Annotated in this window: 23 protein-coding genes; 11 read left to right on the top strand and 12 right to left on the bottom strand. The window is 66.1% G+C overall.

All coding sequences use genetic code 11. From position 1 onward, the window contains the following. Window positions 1-160: 160 nt before the first annotated feature. Window positions 161-907 carry an SIR2 family NAD-dependent protein deacylase gene (locus NA5_RS11010; RefSeq protein WP_062984673.1) on the bottom strand — a complete coding sequence of 249 codons (747 nt, stop codon included), beginning with the start codon at window positions 905-907 and terminating at the stop codon, window positions 161-163. 136 nt (window positions 908-1,043) lie between these two features. Here NA5_RS11010 and NA5_RS11005 point away from each other — a divergent pair, with 136 nt between their 5' ends. The 3 genes from NA5_RS11005 to NA5_RS10995 all read left to right on the top strand — a co-directional run bounded on the left by NA5_RS11005 (window position 1,044) and on the right by NA5_RS10995 (window position 3,108). After that, on the top strand, window positions 1,044-1,949 hold the full coding sequence (locus NA5_RS11005; protein WP_062984671.1) for an oxygenase MpaB family protein: 906 nt from the start codon (window positions 1,044-1,046) through the stop codon (window positions 1,947-1,949). Window positions 1,950-2,256: 307 nt separating this feature from the next. Then, window positions 2,257-2,670, top strand: a complete 414-nt coding sequence (locus NA5_RS11000) for an arsenate reductase ArsC (RefSeq protein ID WP_062984669.1) — start codon at window positions 2,257-2,259, stop codon at window positions 2,668-2,670. Window positions 2,671-2,718: 48 nt separating this feature from the next. Further along, on the top strand, window positions 2,719-3,108 hold the full coding sequence (locus NA5_RS10995; protein WP_084484035.1) for a VOC family protein: 390 nt from the start codon (window positions 2,719-2,721) through the stop codon (window positions 3,106-3,108). A 7-nt stretch (window positions 3,109-3,115) separates the two neighbouring features. Here the strand turns inward: NA5_RS10995 and NA5_RS10990 are convergent, their stop codons facing one another. Then, window positions 3,116-3,826 carry a helix-turn-helix transcriptional regulator gene (locus NA5_RS10990; RefSeq protein ID WP_084484034.1) on the bottom strand — a complete coding sequence of 237 codons (711 nt, stop codon included), beginning with the start codon at window positions 3,824-3,826 and terminating at the stop codon, window positions 3,116-3,118. A 198-nt stretch (window positions 3,827-4,024) separates the two neighbouring features. Between NA5_RS10990 and NA5_RS10985 the strand changes: the two genes are divergently transcribed. After that, window positions 4,025-4,618 carry a dihydrofolate reductase family protein gene (locus NA5_RS10985; RefSeq protein WP_062984665.1) on the top strand — a complete coding sequence of 198 codons (594 nt, stop codon included), beginning with the start codon at window positions 4,025-4,027 and terminating at the stop codon, window positions 4,616-4,618. On the opposite strand, the gene NA5_RS10980 is transcribed toward NA5_RS10985, so the two are convergent. After that, window positions 4,605-5,087: a hypothetical protein gene (locus NA5_RS10980; RefSeq protein WP_062984663.1), complete on the bottom strand. Its 483-nt coding sequence runs from the start codon at window positions 5,085-5,087 to the stop codon at window positions 4,605-4,607. The two genes, NA5_RS10985 and NA5_RS10980, sit on opposite strands and share 14 nt — an antisense overlap. A 149-nt stretch (window positions 5,088-5,236) precedes the next feature. On the opposite strand from NA5_RS10980, the gene NA5_RS10975 reads away from it, so the two are divergent. Both NA5_RS10975 and NA5_RS10970 read left to right on the top strand, forming a co-directional pair. Then, window positions 5,237-6,169 carry a threonine/serine dehydratase gene (locus tag NA5_RS10975; RefSeq protein ID WP_062984661.1) on the top strand — a complete coding sequence of 311 codons (933 nt, stop codon included), beginning with the start codon at window positions 5,237-5,239 and terminating at the stop codon, window positions 6,167-6,169. Window positions 6,170-6,208: 39 nt separating this feature from the next. Further along, on the top strand, window positions 6,209-6,751 hold the full coding sequence (locus NA5_RS10970; RefSeq protein ID WP_062984660.1) for a thioredoxin family protein: 543 nt from the start codon (window positions 6,209-6,211) through the stop codon (window positions 6,749-6,751). Here NA5_RS10970 and NA5_RS10965 read toward each other — a convergent pair. Beyond that, a complete protein-coding gene (locus tag NA5_RS10965) occupies window positions 6,748-7,038 on the bottom strand; it encodes a hypothetical protein (protein WP_174415132.1) in 291 nt (96 codons plus the stop codon). The two genes, NA5_RS10970 and NA5_RS10965, sit on opposite strands and share 4 nt — an antisense overlap. Window positions 7,039-7,151: 113 nt before the next feature. After that, window positions 7,152-8,312, bottom strand: coding sequence for an MFS transporter (locus NA5_RS10960; protein ID WP_062984658.1), 1,161 nt, complete (start codon window positions 8,310-8,312; stop codon window positions 7,152-7,154). 81 nt (window positions 8,313-8,393) lie between these two features. Between NA5_RS10960 and NA5_RS10955 the strand changes: the two genes are divergently transcribed. Then, window positions 8,394-8,837 carry a MarR family winged helix-turn-helix transcriptional regulator gene (locus NA5_RS10955; RefSeq protein ID WP_062984656.1) on the top strand — a complete coding sequence of 148 codons (444 nt, stop codon included), beginning with the start codon at window positions 8,394-8,396 and terminating at the stop codon, window positions 8,835-8,837. A 27-nt stretch (window positions 8,838-8,864) separates the two neighbouring features. Beyond that, window positions 8,865-9,479: a TetR/AcrR family transcriptional regulator gene (locus NA5_RS10950; protein ID WP_062984654.1), complete on the top strand. Its 615-nt coding sequence runs from the start codon at window positions 8,865-8,867 to the stop codon at window positions 9,477-9,479. Window positions 9,480-9,482: 3 nt separating this feature from the next. Here NA5_RS10950 and NA5_RS10945 read toward each other — a convergent pair whose 3' ends face one another. The 4 genes from NA5_RS10945 to NA5_RS43020 form a co-directional block, all read right to left on the bottom strand. Further along, window positions 9,483-9,848, bottom strand: a complete 366-nt coding sequence (locus tag NA5_RS10945) for an META domain-containing protein (protein ID WP_062984652.1) — start codon at window positions 9,846-9,848, stop codon at window positions 9,483-9,485. A gap of 95 nt (window positions 9,849-9,943) precedes the next feature. After that, window positions 9,944-10,657 carry a helix-turn-helix domain-containing protein gene (locus tag NA5_RS10940; protein ID WP_084484033.1) on the bottom strand — a complete coding sequence of 238 codons (714 nt, stop codon included), beginning with the start codon at window positions 10,655-10,657 and terminating at the stop codon, window positions 9,944-9,946. A 96-nt stretch (window positions 10,658-10,753) separates the two neighbouring features. Next, window positions 10,754-11,662: an NADP-dependent oxidoreductase gene (locus NA5_RS10935; RefSeq protein ID WP_062984699.1), complete on the bottom strand. Its 909-nt coding sequence runs from the start codon at window positions 11,660-11,662 to the stop codon at window positions 10,754-10,756. A 218-nt stretch (window positions 11,663-11,880) separates the two neighbouring features. Beyond that, window positions 11,881-12,135 (bottom strand): hypothetical protein, encoded by a 255-nt coding sequence (locus NA5_RS43020; protein ID WP_169811279.1) that lies wholly within the window; start codon window positions 12,133-12,135, stop codon window positions 11,881-11,883. On the opposite strand from NA5_RS43020, the gene NA5_RS43015 reads away from it, so the two are divergent. Continuing rightward, on the top strand, window positions 12,116-12,832 hold the full coding sequence (locus tag NA5_RS43015) for a QcrA and Rieske domain-containing protein (protein ID WP_063813299.1): 717 nt from the start codon (window positions 12,116-12,118) through the stop codon (window positions 12,830-12,832). The genes NA5_RS43020 and NA5_RS43015 overlap by 20 nt on opposite strands. Here the strand turns inward: NA5_RS43015 and NA5_RS10920 are convergent, their stop codons facing one another. The 3 genes from NA5_RS10920 to NA5_RS10910 form a co-directional block, all read right to left on the bottom strand. Beyond that, window positions 12,833-13,741 carry an EamA family transporter gene (locus tag NA5_RS10920; protein ID WP_062984646.1) on the bottom strand — a complete coding sequence of 303 codons (909 nt, stop codon included), beginning with the start codon at window positions 13,739-13,741 and terminating at the stop codon, window positions 12,833-12,835. A 39-nt stretch (window positions 13,742-13,780) separates the two neighbouring features. Further along, window positions 13,781-15,085: a glycosyltransferase 87 family protein gene (locus NA5_RS10915; RefSeq protein ID WP_062984644.1), complete on the bottom strand. Its 1,305-nt coding sequence runs from the start codon at window positions 15,083-15,085 to the stop codon at window positions 13,781-13,783. 64 nt (window positions 15,086-15,149) lie between these two features. Further along, window positions 15,150-15,542 carry an ankyrin repeat domain-containing protein gene (locus NA5_RS10910; protein ID WP_062984642.1) on the bottom strand — a complete coding sequence of 131 codons (393 nt, stop codon included), beginning with the start codon at window positions 15,540-15,542 and terminating at the stop codon, window positions 15,150-15,152. Window positions 15,543-15,659: 117 nt separating this feature from the next. Here NA5_RS10910 and NA5_RS10905 point away from each other — a divergent pair, with 117 nt between their 5' ends. Beyond that, complete coding sequence (locus tag NA5_RS10905) at window positions 15,660-15,851, top strand: hypothetical protein (protein WP_371856398.1); 192 nt, start codon at window positions 15,660-15,662, stop codon at window positions 15,849-15,851. Between the two features lie 51 nt (window positions 15,852-15,902). After that, window positions 15,903-18,968 (top strand): ATP-binding protein, encoded by a 3,066-nt coding sequence (locus NA5_RS10900; RefSeq protein ID WP_062984638.1) that lies wholly within the window; start codon window positions 15,903-15,905, stop codon window positions 18,966-18,968. Window positions 18,969-18,970: the final 2 nt, after the last annotated feature.

The following is an 18,970-nucleotide window of genomic DNA, read 5'->3' as shown; positions in this document are numbered from 1 at the left end:
ACGCGAGACAGGCCGCGAACGGTCGCTCGTAAGACTCGCTCCGCAGGGGCGGGGAGAGGCTTGGACGGGCTTCGTCGCATGCGCTTCGACGACTCGGACGCGAGACGGGCCGCGAACTCCTCGCTCGTAAGACTCGCTCCGTCGTGGCGTAGTCGCGCAGTCAACTCGCCAGTATTTCGGCGACCAAGCGCGGGAGGGCGGTGCCGATGGGTTCGCGGATGACCTCGGTGGCGATGCTGTCGTAAGGCGTCGGTTCGGCATTGACGATGACCAGATCCGCGCCGCCCTCGACCGCGATCGCGCACATCGATGCGGCAGGCTCGACCTGCAGCGACGAACCGACGGCGAGGAAGATATCGCTGGTCTCCGCGGTCAGCGCGGCCTTGGTCATGGTGCGGGGATCCATTTGCTGGCCGAACATGATGGTCGCGGATTTCAGGATGCCGCCGCAGGCCGGACAGGGCGGATCGGCCTCGCCCGCCGCCACGCGCGCCAGAGTGGCGGCCATGCTCGTCTGGTATTCGCAACCGACACAGACGACTTCGAACATATTGCCGTGAATTTCGATCACCCGACCGGATGAGGATCCGGCGCGCTGGTGCAACCGGTCGATGTTCTGGGTGATGATCGCGATGGTGCGTCCGGCCCGCTCCAGATCGGCCAGCGCGGTGTGCGCGGCATTGGGTTGGGCCTGCCAGGCCGGATTGTCGCGGCGGGCCAGCCAGGAGCGTTTACGCAGCTCCGGATCGGCGAGGTAGGCGTCGTAGGTCGACAACAGTTCGGCGATGGGGTCTTTCGTCCACACGCCGCGGGGGCCGCGGAAATCGGGGATGCCGGAATCGGTGGAGATGCCCGCGCCGGTGAGCACCCCGATCCGCCCGTCCCGTTTGCGCCAGTCGGTCGTCACATCGATTCAGCCTAGGGGGACGCGTTATCGGCGGCCAGGCGTGGCGGCCGGTCGAAGCCGGACCCACCGAGATTCATGAGAGATTGTTACACTAAATCTCTCAAGCTCTTTGGATGGCTGATCAAGGGAGATCACAATGACCGCCGCCGCACTCGATGCCGATTCGCGCACCGCACCGGAGCGCCGCCCGTTCGCACCGGGTACTCGAATGTGGGACGAGACCGGCTTGATCACCTTCTCCCTCACCGCAGGCTCCGCATTCCTGCTGCAGACCATGGAGCCGACCATTGCCGCCGTGGTCGACGAACACTCGACCTTCCGCACCGACCCGCTCGGACGCGCCGTGCGCAGCATCGGTTCGGTGATGATGTGGGTCTACGGCGGCGACGAGGCGATCGCCGAAGCCGATCGCCTGCGCACGATGCACGCCTCGCTCAACACCACCACCCCCGACGGCGTCGGGCACAAGGCGCTGGCCTCCGGACCGTGGGCCTGGGTGCTGCACACCGGCACCTTCGCCTTCACCGAGAACGCCGAATATTTCGCACGCCGCCCGCTCACACTGGCCGAGAAGGAGGCGTACTACCAGGAAACGGTGCAGCTCATGCGCAATTTCCTGGTGCCGCCCAAGGAGATTCCGGCTAACTACACCGAATTCGAGAAATTCTTCACCGATATGGTGGAGAACCACCTGCAGGACACCGGTACCGCGCACGACTACCTGCGGGTGATCCGGTCGATCGCGCCGCCCGAGCGATTGCCGCGCGCATTGCGTCCGGCCTGGAAGCGCATGGTCGCGCCGGTCGGTCGACTGCAGTACTTCGTCACCGTCGGCACCACCCCCGAAGCGGCCCGGCGCAAGCTCGGCCTGACGTGGTCGGACTCCGACGAGCGCAAGCTGAAGGCGTTGGGCTGGTTGATCGCTCGGATGGTGCCGCTGCTGCCCGAGCGGGTGTGCTACTTCCCGATCGCATACGAGGCGCGGCGGCTCGAGCGCGATCGCGCGCGGCTGCGCAAAGTGATCAATCTGCGTCCCATGTGATCCATCGCGCGCGTGCCCGGCCCGCGGTTGCCGCTCCGGCACCGCGGGCCACGTCGTATCCAGGCAAAATGCCGAATTCCTGACCGACCGGTTTCTTCTCTGCCGATATCCGCGTGCGGCAACGACTCTCGAGCGACCGGCCTCGAGATGCCTTGGCGGACAAAGTCGCCCCCCTCATCGCGAAACATATTCCGCCCGTCCTGGTATACGTATCACGCACCCTACGACGCAGACCGGTGCAGCCGATGCCCGACAATCCCGACATTGCGCCCAGAACCATGCACCAGCCTGAAAGGTATTCCCGCACATGGCTCACAAGCCCAGCGTGCTGTTCGTCTGTGTCCACAATGCGGGCCGGTCGCAAATGGCCGCCGGATTCCTCGATGTGCTCGCCGGTGACCGCATCGATGTGCACTCCGCAGGAAGCGCGCCCGCCGACACCGTCAATCCGGCCGCCGTCGCGGTCATGGCCGAACTCGATATCGATATCTCGGCGCATGCGCCGAAGCCGTTGACCGTGGACGCGGTGGCCATGTCCGATGTCGTCGTCACTATGGGCTGCGGTGACGTGTGCCCGTTCTTCCCCGGAATCAGCTACCGCGATTGGATGCTGCCCGATGCGACCGGTGAGGACATCGCCATCGTGCGCTCGATCCGCGACCGGATCCGCATCCTGGTGGAAAACCTCATCGCGGAACTTATCCCGGCCACCGCCTGCTGAGTCCGATTTATTCAAGACGCCTGCCGAAGTGCGGCATACGCTGCGGATATGACTCCACAACTCAATGTCATCGGCATTGTCGTCAGCGATATGGCCGCCTCGCTCGCCTTCTACCGACGCCTGGGTCTCGAATTCCCGGAGGCGGATGACGGGCATATGGAGGCCGCGCTGCCCGGCGGTATGCGCCTGACACTGGATACCGAGGCCGTGATCGAGTCGTTCCACTCCGGCTGGCAGCCGCCGACGTCGGCGGGTCGGCTCGGGCTGGCATTCCAGTGCGCGAACCCCGCCGAGGTCGACGCGGTCTACAGCGAACTCATCGATGCCGGATACCGCGGCGAACTGAAGCCATGGGACGCCTTCTGGGGCCAGCGCTACGCGACGATCCTGGATCCGGACGGCAATAGCGTCGATCTGTACGCCCCGCTGTCCGAATGAGCCGTCGTCAGGAGCGGGTGAGCAACTCGCTCAACGGCATCCCGGCCAGTTCGCGCACGTCGCGGGCGAGGTGGGCCTGATCGGCGAATCCGGTGCGAAAGGCGGTGTCCGCGAGCGGTACTCCGCCGCGGGCCAGCGCGAGCGCCCGCTGTAGCCGCAGGATTCGCGCCAATGTCTTGGGTCCATAGCCGAAGGCCGCCAGCGAACGTCGATGCAGCACTCGGGCACCGAGCCCCGCTGCCTCGGCGGTCGCCGCGACCGACCATCCGGCATCCAGCGCGGCGACGATCCGCCGCAATACCGGGTCGGGCGGTTCGGTGTCGCAGGCCCGGCGCACTGCGATCGCCTCCAGTGCGTCGGTCCGATCCGCTGCCGCACCGACCTGTTCGGCGAGCCGCCGCGCCTCGGCCGCGGGCCACAGATCCGCCAATTCCACGCGTCTGTCACGTAATTCGTGCGCGGGTACGCCGAGCAGCGCAGGCGCACTGCCTGGTGCGAATCGAATCCCGATCCATCGGGTTCCCGCCGCACCGTCGGCCAGGTACGCCCGGGTATCCGGTCCGGCGACCAGCAACCTGCCGTTATTCCACAGCAGATCCATACAGCCATCGGGCAACACCGGTAGTGCCGCGACCCCGGTGGCGATGGTATTCGTCCACACCACGGCACCCGGGAGCCGCGACGGCCGCTCCCGATATCCCGGCACCACCTCTGCCACGAATCCGAGGCTACCCGCGTCGCCGCGAGCCTCCGCCGAGGAAGGTCAGCAGCCGATCGGCCAGCCACCGCGGCTGCTCCTCCGGCACGAAGTGACCGCAATCCGGGATACGGTGCGCCTACGGGAGTAGTCAGCGATCGCCGATGAATTCTCGACGTACGGGTCGTCCTATTCAGCAGACCCAAGGAGGCACGTCGAATGCAAATCCGTTCCCGCCTGTGCATGAGCGCCGATGGCTACATCAGCACCCCCAACGGGTGGCCACCACAGGTGGTCGATCCGGCCTACGTACCCGGCCAAAGCCACGGCATTCCGGAATTCGTCGCGACCTGCGAGGCCGCGCTCATGGGGCACACCACCTTCGCGCCAGCGCTGACAAATGACCGCTGGCCGTGGCCGACACTGCAGGTGTTCGTGCTCGCATCGCAGCGTCCCGCGGGCACCCCCGACCACGTCACCGTGGACAGCGATCCGGCGCGCCTGCTCGAGCAGCTGCGCACGGCGAATCATGGTGGTGACGTCCATTTGATCGGCGGTCCACGCACCATCGAAAGCTTCCGCGCGATAGGCGCATTGGACAAACTCGAATTGGTCGTGCTGCCCTTCTTCGTCGGCGGCGGCATGCGGCTTACCGAAGCGCTGAATATCGATACCGGGCTGACCCTCGAGAGTTCGCGTGCGCTGGCGGGCGGATCGGTGGAGATCATCTACTCCGTCGACAATCGCGGCGGCATACCGCAGGCTCGGGCGGCGGGCTGGGTGCCCGCGTCACAGCGATTCAGCGCGGGGTGATGCCGCGCGGGACGACCCTGATCAGGTGATCATCGCCCGCTGCGATTTTCGACTCCGGATCCTTGCATCCGACGGTGACCTCCGCCCCCGCGGGCGAGGAAAAGGTCCACAGCGTCATCCACTCTTTTCCGCCGATTGTTTCCTGTTTTCTCGTATTGGTGGAACGAAGATCTTCGTTGCGGCCGGTGCTGTCGGTTACCGTGCAGCGTAGGCTCGCGCTCGCCGCGCCCCAGTCGACGGGCACCTTGATATCCATCACGGCATCGGCGGGAATCGGCACGTTCTTGGTCTCCCCCAATGGAATCCGCACGCCGTCGCCCGGCTCCTCGTTTTCGATCGGCGTCGCACTCACCGAACTCGTTTCCGGTGGTACCGACGAACTCGACGCGGTCGTCGTGGACTTGTCATCGGAGCAGCCCGCCACGGCGACGGCAAGTGCGGCCGTCACCGTCATCCAGATCAGTTTCACAGGTCAACCTCTCTTCGACAGAGCATGACTACAACTTCCAGATGGACGCAGACTACATGGCGAGAAAATCGGCAATTTGTTAGCAAATAAGAGGACTCGACGGATATCGAAAATCTCCGATAGCGTCATTGTCGAGGACAGGAGCGCGAATGGAGTTGAGCTACAGCGATGTGAAGGCCGCCGCCGATCGGATCACCGGGCACGTGCGTCCGGTCGCCATCGCCCGCGGGGACGCATCCGGTGAGCTGTGGCTGGCATTGGAATTCATGCAGCACACCGGTTCTTTCAAGGCCCGTGGCGCCCGAAACTTCATCCAGGCGCACCAGGACGCCGGGACACTGCCGGACGCGGGCGTGACCATCGCATCCGGCGGCAACGCCGGACTCGCGTGTGCGTGGGCGGCCCGCGAACAGAACGTACGGGCGACGGTATTCCTGCCGACCACCGCGCCGATGGTGAAGATCGAGCGGCTGCGCGGCTACGGCGCTGATGTGCGCCTGGTCGGCACCGAATACGCCGATGCACTGGTCGCCTGTCGCGAATTCGCCGATACCAGTGGCGCTTTGCTATCGCACGCTTACGACAACCCGTACATAGCCGCCGGGGCGGGCACCCTGATGGTGGAGATCCACCATCTGCTCCCCCGGCTGGACACCGTTGTCGTCGCGGTCGGTGGCGGCGGTCTGTTCGCCGGGGTCGCCACGGCCGCGGGCCACTTCGGCGTCCGGACGATCGCGGTGGAGCCGCAACGCTGCCGAGCACTGCACGATGCGATCCAGGCCGGACGGATCGTCGACGCGCCGGTCGATTCGGTCGCCGCCGATTCCCTCGGTGCCCGCCGCGCCACCGAACTGGCACTGCATGCGGCGCAGAACTATGACGTGACCTCGGTGCTCGTCCCCGACGCCGACATCATCGCGGCCCGCATGGCGCTGTGGCAGGACCGCCGCCTTGCCGTGGAGCATGCTGCCGCAACTGCCCTCGCGGCGCTGACCACCAATGCGTATCGCCCCGAGCCCGGTGAGCGAGTCTGCGTCGTCTTGTGCGGTGCCAATACCGATCCGGCGGATCTGGTGCGGTAAACGCACTACGCTCGATATCGACTCGGATGGAGGCACCTCATGTCGGTCCAATCCCTGATGGTCCCGATCGGAACGCCCGCTCCGGACTTCAGCCTGCCCGATCTCGACGGTCACCTGCACGCCCGCGCCGACTACGCGGACGGGCAAGGACTACTGGTCATCTTCGCCTGTAACCACTGCCCGTATGTGCGGCACCTCGAGGCGAAGCTCGGCGAGGTACTCGGCACATTGACCATCCCGACGGTCGCGATCTGCGCCAACGATGCCGACGCCTACCCGGATGACGCGCCGGAACACCTACGGGCACAAGCCGATCGCGCCGGTTGGAAGTTCCCCTACCTGATCGACGAAACGCAGCAGGTGGGTCGAGCCTTCCGGGCCGCCTGCACGCCGGACTTCTTCCTCTACGACGCACGCCTGGAACTCGCCTACCGCGGCGCCTTCGACGAATCCACCCCGGGCAACGGTAAACCGGTGACCGGCAACGAATTACGCGCCGCGGTCGAGGCGGTACTCACCGGAGCACCCGTGCCCGAGCCGCACCGGCCGAGCATGGGTTGCTCCATCAAATGGCGTTCCTAGGTGCCGATCACGGCATTCATGATGGTGCCCGCGCTGGTCGCGACGACGCCGCCGATCATGGCTCCCGCCACCATCTTCGGCGATTGCAGGCCACCACCGGACCACTTCTCCCAGGCGAACCGTCCGCCCGCGTAGGTGATGGCGGTAATGCCCGCCAGCAGAATGAACCAGGTGAAATAGCGCACCATCTGCAGGATCTTGTCCGCGAGGGGCGGCGCCTCCGGTGTCGGGTTACCGAGTTGGGCCAGGACTGCTCCATACGTGTCATGTGCCGCGGCGAGAATCATGCTCACAGTCGTACCCCTCTTCTGATATCGGCGACGCTGGTAAGCGCCTAGCCAGATAATAGCGGCTCAACTCGAGACAGATTGTGCAGCAATCGGATTCAATGGAATACCGGTCAGCTTGATTCCAACGCGGGCTTGCGATCACGACGCAGCATGTACAGCGCAAGCACCACGGCCGAGACGGTGAGCACGGCGGCTATCGGATAGATCGAACGCAGTCCCGGTCCGTCATCGATGGCCCAACCGCCGATGCGGCCCGCGAATGCGGCGGCGAGTTGGAATCCGGCGGCATTGACCGCGACGGCCAGCGTGGGTGCCGCACCCGCGGCGGTCACGACTCGGATCTGCATACCGGGAATGATCGCGAAAGCCAGTACACCGAGCACGAAAACCAGTGCCACCGTGATCAATTGAATTTCGGCGATGGCCCAGAGCAGCGCCAGCGCGCCCGCGAGGGCGACGAGCAGACCCGCCAGCGATGGCATCAGCGCCTTATCGGCCAACCGTCCACCGAGATAATTGCCGAGCACCGCGCCCGCGCCGTACACCAGCAGCAGCACCGGCACCACACCTGCCGCGAAGCCGCTCACCTCGGTGAGCAGTGGGGTGAAGTACGTAAACACCGTTACCACACCGACATTGCCCAGCGCGGTCAGCCCGATCGCCAATTGCACTCGGCGATCGGCGAATACGCGCAACTCCCCGCGCACCGATCCGCTCGACGGCGCGGGCATCGTAGGCAGGAAGCGCAGCACAAGCAGTAGCGCGACGGACGCGCACACCGCGACCGAGACGAATGTCGCACGCCAGCCGAAAGATTGGCCGATGGCCGCGCCGATCGGGGTGCCGCCGACAATGCCCAGATTCATGCCGAGCGCCACCTGCGCTACCGCGGACGCCTCGCGGCCGGGTTCGGCCGTCGAGACGACCGTCGCGATGGCGACGGCGAAAAACGTTGCCACCACGAGGCCAGCGGCGAATCTGGCGAGCAGCACGGTCGAATAGTTCGGTGCGAGAGCCGAACCCAGATTCGCGACGACCGCCACCGCGACCAAACCGACCACCAGCGGTTTGCGCGGCAGCCGCGCCGTCGCCACGGTCACCACCGGCCCGCCGACGATCATGCCGAGCGCATAGGCGCTCACCAGCAGACCCGCGGCGGGCACCGACACCGCGAGACCATCGGCCACCTCGGGCAGGATTCCGGCGATTACGAATTCCCCGGTGGTCAGGCTGAAGACCACCAGCATGAGCGCGAAGACAGCAGGGCGCATACATCCACTCCAGATAGTTACAACTCAAATGATTTGAACTAGAACTATCACAGTTCGAAGCATGGCACTAGACTCGGCGGAATGAAGGAGCAGGCGTCACCGAATCTCGCCGTCGATACCGAAATCGATCGGGATGTCTGCAAGCTGGTACATCAGTTCACCCACCGCCTCGACGTGCACGTTCGCCGCGTCGCCGAGACGTTGGATATGACCCCGTCGCAGGTCATCGCCCTGCGCGAACTCTCGGATCCGATTACCGCGCGCGAGTTGGCCACCAGGATGTCGTGTGAGCCGTCGAATGCGACCTTCGTGCTGGATCGCCTCGAACAACAGGATCTGGTTCGCCGACAACCACATCCGACCGATCGCCGGGCCAAGCAGATCGTGCTGACGGCGGCCGGGGAGCGGCGCCGCGCCGAGGCGCTCGACCTGCTCGGCGCACAGTCGCCGCTGACCTCGCTCACCGCCGCCCAGCAGCAGACCCTGCGCGATCTACTGCGAGCGATGGTGGCGCCCCTTGCTTAACCATACGGTCGGACGTACTCTTTACACATGACCAGTGCCCGCACGACCGAGGACAAGCGCCTGCTGCGCGGTGCCCGGAGTCGCCAGCTCGTATTGCGCCAGGCGGTCGACACCGCCTCCCTCGACGGTCTCGAGGGTTTGAGCTTCGGCAAGCTGGCCACCGATACCGGGCTCAGCAAGGCGGGTGTGCAGACCCTGTTCAAGACCAAGGAGACGCTGCAACTCGCGGCGCTCGATTTCGCCCGCGATATGTTCATCGATGCCGTCGTCCGGCCCGCCCGCGCGCAACCCCATGGTGTGCGACGACTTCGCGCCCTGATCGAACTCTGGATCGTCTACGCGCAGACACCGCTGTTCGCGGGCGGCTGCTATCGGGTCGCCAATATGGCCGAGTTCGACAGCCGTCCCGGTCCGGTGCGCGATGCCCTGGTGCGTGATCAGCGGGACTGGCTCGCGACCATCGCCGGCGAACTCCGGTATGCCGTCGATGCGGGTGAAATCGCCGAACTGGACACCGATCTCGCCGCCTTCCAGATCGACGCCGTCCTCTGCGCCGCCAATACCGAACTGCGCCTCGGTGAAGCCGATGCGGTGCCCAAGGTGCGCCGGATCGTCGAAAGCTTTCTCATTCCGGTGACGTAGGCGTCAGGGGCAGTCGGCGGTCTGTTCCAGCTCGATCCTGATCCGCTCGTCGCTGAGGATGAGGGTGCCGTCGCCGGTGGTGGTCCAGGTGGGCGCGAGGAGCAGGAATTCGGTGAGCCAGGAGTCCTGATCGGCGAATTCCGGTGGGTAGGACAGCACGGTGGAGAACGGGGATCGGGTTTTCAGGACGCCGCTGTCGGGATCCACCTCGAACATCACGGTATTGGCACCCGCGTGTGCGGACAGGCGGCGGGTTTCGTCGACGAACCACAGGGTGATCCGGGTGCCGCCGACCAGGAATCGCGGCCAGCCGTTCTCGGTGACGGATGAGGAGACGTAGCGGTGGCCCCAGAGATCGGAGTCTTGCATCGGTGGATCGGCCCTTACTCACAGCGTTCGACAGCCCATCTATCCTGATTCCCGCTTGGAGTGTGCAAAACGGGCCGGTCCACTGAACGAACCGATCAGCGAAGATTCTTCTCGATTTCGCGGGCGGTATGTGCGACCAGGCCGGGCAAATTCGGCGGAAACTGTTGGGACAGTGAGATACAGCCGATCGCCGCCGCATCGCACATGCCCGGCTGTCGGATAGCCGCTGCGGCACAACAGATCCCGGCGATCAACTTGTGATGATCAACGGAAACCATTCCGGCATCGACGATTCCGGAGCAGACGCGCTGCCATTCCGCAGCCGAATAGGTCGGTGGCGGGACGGTGTTGTCGGCGCGTCCCGCGAACAGCACCTGCGCCAGCGCAGTGCGATAGACCAGCTCCGGATCCGCGGTGCTGCTGACAAAGAACTCGGCACCCTTGATCCCCGAGACCATCCGCACCTCGCCCGCATCCAGAATGCACACCGCGACAGTGGAATTCGTCAACGCGGACAATACCCGGGCCGGTCGTTGTGCCGCCCGGCGCAGGATCGGCGCGGCCTGCCAATGCCGCCCGAGTTCCGCCATCCGCTCGCCGACGAAGTACCGCTGCTCCACCCGCTGTACGGCACCGAGCGCCACCAACTGTTCGGCCAGCCGATATGCGGTGGTCTTCGCCAATCCGGTGGTGCGGGCCAGCTGCGAGAGCCCACAGCCCTCCGGCGCCGCCGAAATGGCCTCCAGGATCTGGAAACCGGCATCGAGCACACCGCGGCCCGTTCGGTCAGCCGATGGGCTACCGACCATCGCCCGTCATCCTCCTTGCCGCGGCTCCTATCGGCACACGGCAAGAAAAGATGGTACGCCGGTTGTCGTTCGCAACAAGGCGTTTCCGGGGTGGAGTCAGCTCACGTTGAGGACGACCTTGCCTGGGCCACGACCCTTTTCGCTCTCCTCCTGCGCGGCCGCCGCGCGCTCGAGCAGGAAGGTCCGCGCCGGGCCCGGCAGCCGGAACGCACCGCTGGCGACACGTTCGGCGACCTCCTGGAGGAGTTCGGTGGGTCGCTGGGCCCCGCTACCGGTGAGGAACGTGATGCCGAGTTCGCGGGCCGTCGGATCGACGATCGTCACGATGCGATCGGTGCCGCCGCGCAATTCGATCGCGGCGGGCAGCACACCGTATCCGGCGGCGTCGAAGACCGCGTCGATGCCATTGGGCGCCAGTTCGCGCACGCGCTCGACCAACCCAGCGCCGTAGGTGGTCGGGATGGCACCGAGTCCGCGCACAATATCCTGATTGGCCGCGGATGCGGTGCCGATCACGGTAGCGCCCTCGGCCGCGGCCAGCTGCACCGCCATCGACCCCACCGCACCGGACGCGCCGTTGACCAACAGTGTTTCCCCCGGCTGAATTTTCAGCGCCGCCAATGACTTATCCGCCGTCGATACCGCCACCGGGAGCGATGCGGCATCCGGCCAGGACAATTCCTCGGGTTTCTTCGCAACGGCATTGCTGAGGGTGTATTCGGCGTATGCCGCGACCGCCCAGCCGAGTACCTCGTCGCCGACCGCGACGCCGGTGACATCGGGACCGACCGCATCGACCACACCCGCGATCTCACCGCCAGGATATTGCGGAAACACCGGTTCGCCGAAAGACAATGCGCCGGAACGGATCTTCCAGTCCGCCGGATTGACCGCGGTGGTCCGCACCGCGACTCGTACCTGGCCCGGCCCCGGTTCTGGGATCGGGATGTCGACGACCTGCAGTACGTCCGGACCGCCGAATTCGTAGAACGCAATCGCCCGCATCATCCCAGCCTACGGGTCGCACGGCGCGCTTACGGGTAGCGCCGCCCGGTTTTCTCAGGAGAGTCTCATCGAACACCTGGCTCTGGTCTCAGAACTGTTGAGTTCAATGGCCGGTGGCTGCCCCGTCCGGTTCCAGTCTCACCCGGGCGGTAGGCAGCGCCAACTTCGGCAAGAATCCGAAACGACCTCGAACCGAATCTGCGGCTACCTCGTAACACCTACAACAACGAGCCGACAAATGCCGAGGTCACGATGAGCGTCGAAAACGTCAACCGTCGAACAATCGTCATCGGAGCAGGCGCCGCGGCAGTTGTCGCGGCCTGCTCGACGAGCGAAAACTCCTCGAGCCAGGCTACTTCCACCGCAGTGCCGAGGTCCTCGAGTTCGGTCGCCGCCGCACCGTCCGCCGCACCGCCGCCTCCCCCGACCGAAGTGCAGGCCGGTCCGGAGCCTGTGCCAGGTACTACGCTCACCCGCACCGCCGACGTACCGGTCGGTTCCGGGGTGCTACTGGGCGATACGGTCGTCACCCAGCCGAGTCCCGGTAATTACCAGGCCTTTTCGGTGATCTGCACACATCAGGGCTGTGCGCTCAACGAAATCGCGGGCCGCACCATAAATTGCCCTTGTCACGGCAGCAGATTCAATCTCGACGGCTCCGTCGCCACCGGTCCGGCCACCCGACCACTCGCCGCGCGCACCATCACGGTGCAGGGCGAATGGATCGTCGCGGGCGCCTTCGCACCGCTACCCGCCACGCGGCAAGAGGTCCAGGAGCAAACCGCACCGGCGCCGCAAGTCGAGGAGGGCGCACCGGAGAACGCCCTCGCCCGCGCCTCCGACGTACCGGTCGGCTCCGGCCTCATCCTCGGCGACACCGTGGTGACACAACCGAATCCCGGTAATTACCAGGGCTTCTCGGTGGTCTGTACGCATCAGGGCTGTGCGCTCAACGAAATCGTGGGCGGCACCATCAACTGTCCTTGTCACGGCAGCAGATTCAATCTCGACGGCTCCGTCGCCACCGGCCCCGCCAACGAACCGCTGTCGCGCCGTGAGGTTTCCGTCCAGGGCGACTGGATCGTCGCGGGGGCACCGGCGACACCTCCGGTGATCAAGCCGTGGTGGTGCGAAATCCCGGTCTTCGCGCCAGGAAGTGCTGGCTGCTGACTATTTCCGCCGCGCTGTGCGGGTCGCGCCGATGGAGGCCGCCACCACACAGATGACCCCCGCCCACTGCGCCGCATGCATGATCTGGCCGAGCACGATCAGTCCGGCGAGTGCGGCGGCCGCCGGTTCCATGCTCATCAGCACGCCGAAGACGCGCGGTGGAATGCGCCGCAGCGCTTCGAGTTCCACCGAATACGGCAGCACCGACGACAGCATCGCGACCGCGAAACCGGCGGCGAGGACCGAGGGCTGGAACAGCGTCGCCCCCGCGTCGGCAATGCCGACCGGGACCATGAGCACACCGCCGAAAGCCATCGCGATGGCCAATCCGCCGCCGCCGCTGGTCCGGTCACCGAGTGCGGCGCTCAGCAGAATGTAGCTCGCCCACAGGGCCCCCGCGGCCAGCGCGAACAACACTCCCGACCAGCCGACATCGCCGCCCGCCTTGGTCAGCAGCAGCACGCCGCCACCGGCGAGCACCGCCCACACCGGATCGGTCCATCGCCGTGAGCCCACCAGCGCGACGGTGAGCGGCCCCAGGAATTCAAGGGTGACCGCCATGCCGAGCGGAATCCGGTCGATGGCCTGATAGAAGCACAGATTCATGGCGGCGAGCACGGTGCCGTAGGCGAGCACGACCGGTAGCGCGCGCCGCTCGATTCGCAGCGAGGACCGCCACACGACCAACAGCACCACCCCGGCGAAGAACAGCCGCAGTGTGACCGCGCCAGCGGCTCCGGTGGCGGTGAACAGCTGTTTGGCCAGCGCCGCGCCGACCTGCACGCTGACGATCCCGATCAGCACCAAAGCCGTCGGCGGTACCCCGCCGAGCCCGCGCGCGTGCACCGCACGCAGGGGCGTCAGCGGCCAGCCCGACTTCGGATTCCGTTCGATGTCTATCGCGACCACGCGGCACCTCCGTCCAAAAGCCCAGCATTCCAGAAACGGTCAGGCTGCCGGGCGAGGACCTGCCAGATCGACCAGATCGATGTCCTTCGGCGCGGAATCACCTTCGCCCACTTGCGACTTCGCCCGCCTGCTGGACACCAGGTACGCGACCACCAGCAACACGCTCAACCACACGTAGGTGTTGCCCCACACGTGTTGCCAAGGCGTCCAAGCCAATTCGCGGCGATTATCGCCGGGCAGCCAATTCTGCGGCCCGTAGACGAAGGCCGCCGCGGTGAGCACGATTGCCACATACCAGCCGATCGCTCGACCGCGCGGCAGTGCCGTCGCGTAACAGATCATCGCGAACAGCGCCGGCGCGATCATCACCCAGTGGTGCGACCAGGAGATCGGCGATACCAGCAGCGTGAAGACGGCGTTGATCGACAGTGCGAGCGCGGGCACCTCGGCGGCTTGGCGCATGGCCGGGACCACCAGCACCAGCAGCGCCGCGCTCAGCACCAGCCACAGCACGGTGAACAGCGGCTTCTCCACGCCGAAGCGGGCCAGCACGGCCTGGATCGACTGGTTGGTATGGAAGGAGGAGCCGCTGAGTCCGGAGACATTGCCGAGTCCGCCGAACCAGTAGTTGACCGATTCCTTGGGCAGGATCGCGAAGCTGAGCGCGGTCGCCACCGCGCCGGTGACCGCGGCCGTGACCGCGGCGCGATAGTCCCGGCGCACCAGGAAGTAGAGCACGAACGCGGCCGGTGTCAGCTTGATCGCGGCGGCCACGCCGACCAGCATGCCGCGCCGCCATTTCGGCTTCGCGGCGAGCGCGTCCGCGGCGACCAGCACCATCAGCAGCAGATTCACCTGACCGAAGTCCAGCGTCGAGCGGACCGGCTCCAACAGCATGGCCAGCGGGGTCGCGCAAGCGGTGGCGAGCAGGGCGAGCCCCAACCCGCCACGCTCGGGCCAGCGCCGCCGCGCGACCAGATACAGCGTGACGGCCAGCGCGAGCGTGGAAGAGATGAAGAAGGTGAAGGCCGCGGCATCCCATGGCAGCAGCGCGAACGGGCTCAGCACCAGCGCGGCAAACGGTGGATAGATGAACGGCAGGCCGATGCCGATGGTGGTCTGCGGCAGTTGACCGTACATATCCGCGCCGTCGCGCAGCGCCTCGATACCGAGCCGGTACACCTGCAGGTCGATGAATCCACCGGTGATCCGGTGGAAGGGCCACAGCGGTGCCAACAGGCACCAGGTGGCGAAGGCGACGAGCAGCACCGGCACCAGCCACACCGCGCGCCCGAATCGTCGGTTCACGGGCTTGGACCTATCTGGGGTGGTGACACTACTCATCCGCGGCGACTATACCGACCCGCACGAACGCAGCCGAATCGGCGTTGTTGCGCATGGCCAACGGTCACGCCCCGAACAAGCTCAGCAGATCGTTCTTGCCGAACATGGCGGCCGCGGCCCGCGCGGACGGTGTCCCGGCATCCGGATCCGCACCGGCGGCGAGCAGGGCGCGCAGGATCTCGGTCTCGCCCTTGAAGACGGCACCTGCCAGCGGTGTCTGGCCCTTGTCATTGGCGCGATTCGGGTCGGCCTCTCGCGCGAGCAGCACCTGCACCACGTCCTGATGGCCGTGGTAGGCGGCCAGCATGAGCAGGGTGTCGCCGTGGTCGTTGGTGAGGTTCACCGGTACACCGGCATCGAGGTACGCCGTGAGCCGCTCGACATCGCCGTGCCGAGCTAGATCGAAGATCTTGGTGGCGAGTTCGATCAGATCCGCGTCCGTCTCGTCATTGCCCATCTGCCAGTCCTACCACTCGAGGTACGCCCGAGACGGCAGTTGTCACGGAATGATTCGGCCTGTCGCGGTCGATAACAGTTTCATAACTCGGCGATCGGGTACCTAATGAACATGACAGTGACGCACAAACGATTTCACCGCCCCGCCGGTGTCGATCGCGGAACTGCGCTGCTGGCCTCGACAACCTGCCTGATTTTCGTGGCTGGCATCGCCACCATCACCCGTTCCTTCCCGACCAGCGCGGCGGCCGCCGGATGCATCGCGGCCGGACTGGTTGTGACACTCGGCATCCTGCCGCACAGTCGTTAGCCGATCCACCAGAACTACGACTCCCCTACTTGATACGGCAGGCTTACTGCCGTGCGTGTACTGCTGCTCGGTCCCTTCGAGGTCCGCGATGACGAGGACCGACCGCTGCGGATCGCCGGGGTCAGGGTCCGTGCATTGCTGGCCCGGCTCGCCATGGAACCCGGCCGGGTCGTGCCCGTCGATGCGCTCGCCGATGCGATCTGGGACGGACACCCGCCGGACAACGGTGCGAATGCGTTGCAGGCCCTGGTGTCTCGGGTCCGGCGTGCGGTCGGGAGCGCGCGAGTCGAGGGACTCGCAGCCGGTTATCGGCTGGTGATCGAGCCCGTCGATGTGGATGTCGTCCGGTTCGAACGCCTGGCCGCGGCCGGGCGGGAATCGGATGATCTGGCCGCATTGCGCGAGGCCGAGGCCCTGTGGCGGGGTCCGGCGCTGACCGAATTGTCGGAGCTGCGGTTCGCGGCCGATGCGGCGGTGCGGTGGGATGAGTTGCGGCTCGGCGCGGCCGAACACCGGCTCGGACTGGAGGTCGCCGCCGGCAATGACGTCCTCGATGAGGTGCGCGTGCTTGCCGAGGCGCATCCGCTGACCGAGCGCATCCAGGGTCTGCTGATCCGTGCGCTGTATGCGGCGGGTCGGCAGGCCGATGCGCTGGCGGCCTTCGAACGGACCAGGGATCGGCTCGGCGATGAACTCGGCATCGATCCCTCCCCTGAACTGAGCGAACTGCACCTGGCGATCCTGCGGCAGGAATCCGCGACACCGCGCCGACGCACCAATCTGCGCGCGCAGGTGACGAGTTTCGTTGGGCGCGAAGATGATGTGGCCGAGCTGACCGCGCGACTCGCGGCCGCCCGGCTGATCACCATTGTCGGACCGGGCGGTGCGGGAAAGACGCGACTCGCCGTCGAGATGGGCGAGCGGGTTCCCGGTGGCGTCTGGCTGGTCGAACTCGCCGCGGTGCGCGATCCGGAACAGGTCGCTTCCGCGGTGCTCACCACGATCGGTGTGCGTGAGGTCGGGGTGCTGGAGCCGTCGGCGGCTGACCCGGTTGATCGGTTGGCGGAATACCTTGCGCGACAACGCATCCTGCTGATCCTGGACAATTGCGAACATCTCGTCGATGCGGTCGCCGAGCTGGTCGAGCGGCTGCTCGGTTCGTGTCCGGAGCTGCGGGTGCTGGCCACCAGCCGGGAATCGTTCGCCGTCGATGGTGAACACATTCACCAGATTCGTCAGCTGCCGTGGCCCGACGATGCGGCCGAGGCCGAAAACTACCCAGCGGTAACGCTTTTCGTCGAACGTGCGCGAGCGGTCCGCCCGGATTTCGCGCTCGATGCCGGTACCGCCCTAGCCGTTGTCGAGATCTGTCGACGGCTGGATGGTTTGCCGCTGGCCATCGAGTTGGCGGCGGCGCGGCTGCGAGCACTATCGGTCGGTCAGATCGCGGCGAAGCTCGATGATCGGTTCACGCTGCTCGGTCGCGGCAGCCGGACGGCGCAGGCCAGACATCGGACACTGCGCGCGGTCATCGAGTGGAGTTGGGCGCCGCTGTCGGAGTCCGAACGCGAGCTTGTCATGTGGCTGGCGGTGTTTCCGGCCGGTGCGACCCTCGATGCCGTCGATGATCTCGAGTTGCTCGCCGGGTTGGTGGACAAGTCGTTGGTCGAGCTGGGCGGCGAGCGGTACCGGATGCTCGAGACGATTCGGTCGTATGCGTTGGAGCGGTTGGCGGAGTCCGGCCGGGAAACCGCGGTTCGAGATAGACAGGCGCAGTACTTGCTGGGGCTCGCCGAAGCGTCCGAAGCGGAGCTGCGCTGCGGCTCAACGGCGCATTGGGCCGAGCAACTGGATGCGCTCGCTCGGCTCGATGCCGAGCGCGACAATATCGCCGCCGCATTGCGATTCGCGGTCGACACCGGTGCTGTCGAGCTGGGGATTCGGCTGATCGCGGCAATGTTCTGGTACTGGACGTTGCGCGGGATTCACACCGAGCGGGTGCACTGGATGCGGGCGGTGCTGGGGCTTCGCGGCGAGGTGCCGGATGAGCTGCGAGCATTGCGCGGAGTGCTCGATGGGTTGTCGCGGTATGAGAGCGGTGAGATCGATGACGGGATGCGGGCCGTGGCCGCCGGGCTCGAAATCGCGAGGAGTTCAGGCGATTTGCCCGGTGCACCTGCGCGAACGGTTCTGCTGGTAGCGCCCGCGTTCCTAGAGGGACACGGCCTTTCGGCCGCATGGCCGGGGCTCATCGGGTGGGAACGCGGGATGGCGCTCTTGCTCGGCGGTACGAGTCTCGATCAATTGATCAGTGCGAAAAAGGAATTCGAGTCGTTGGGTGAACGCTTCGGTCTGTCCACGACACTCCAGTCGATCGCGGATTACCAAATGCGCCATGGTGATCTGCCCGAGGCGATCACCTCGCTCACCCGTGCCGCTGTGGCCTTCGAAGAACTCGGCAATGCGGGTGATGCCGCGGCCGTCTGCGCCGAAGCGGCCACCGCGCTGGCTCGGCTCGGCGAATTCGACCGTGCCGCAACCGAGCTGGCCCGAGCCGGACACCACGTCGAGGCGGCCGGAGAGCCAGGGGCCGCGACATATGTGCGGCTTGCGCGTGCGGAGTATTTGTTGCGCCGAGGCGATCGAAAAGCGGCGCTGCGCGAACTCGATCGGGCCGAAACCGGTCTCGCGAATACCGCCTTCGGTACTCGAATTCGTGCTCGGAGTACTGGTTTTCGAGCGCTGATCGCCATTCTGGACGGCGATCCGGTGCGAGCTCGGCGGGTGCTCGATACCGCGACCAAGGGCCTGATCATCGGTCGGGACGCAGCGATGACCATTGCGAGCGGGGCGCAGCCGGACGACCTGGCAATGTTCGCGCACTTGTATGCCGCGCTCGCGATGCGCGATGGCAATCCGACCGACGCGGTCCATTTGCTCGGTGTCGCGGCCGCCATGCTCGGCACCGCTGACCGGCGCGGTTATGACAACCTCCTCGCCCCGGCGGATCGAGCCCGCGAAGCACTCGGTGCTGACGCCTTCACCGCTGCGTACGAGAGCACAGCGGGCCTGCACCCCACCGTCGCAATCGAATTCCTGCTGTCACAGGCGATATGAAC

The sequence above is a fragment of the Nocardia anaemiae NBRC 100462 genome, assembly GCF_001612725.1.
Classification (GTDB): Bacteria; Actinomycetota; Actinomycetes; order Mycobacteriales; family Mycobacteriaceae; genus Nocardia; species Nocardia anaemiae.
The sequence above is the reverse complement of the archived record's forward strand: the minus strand, read 5'-3'. Positions and strand labels throughout refer to the sequence as shown.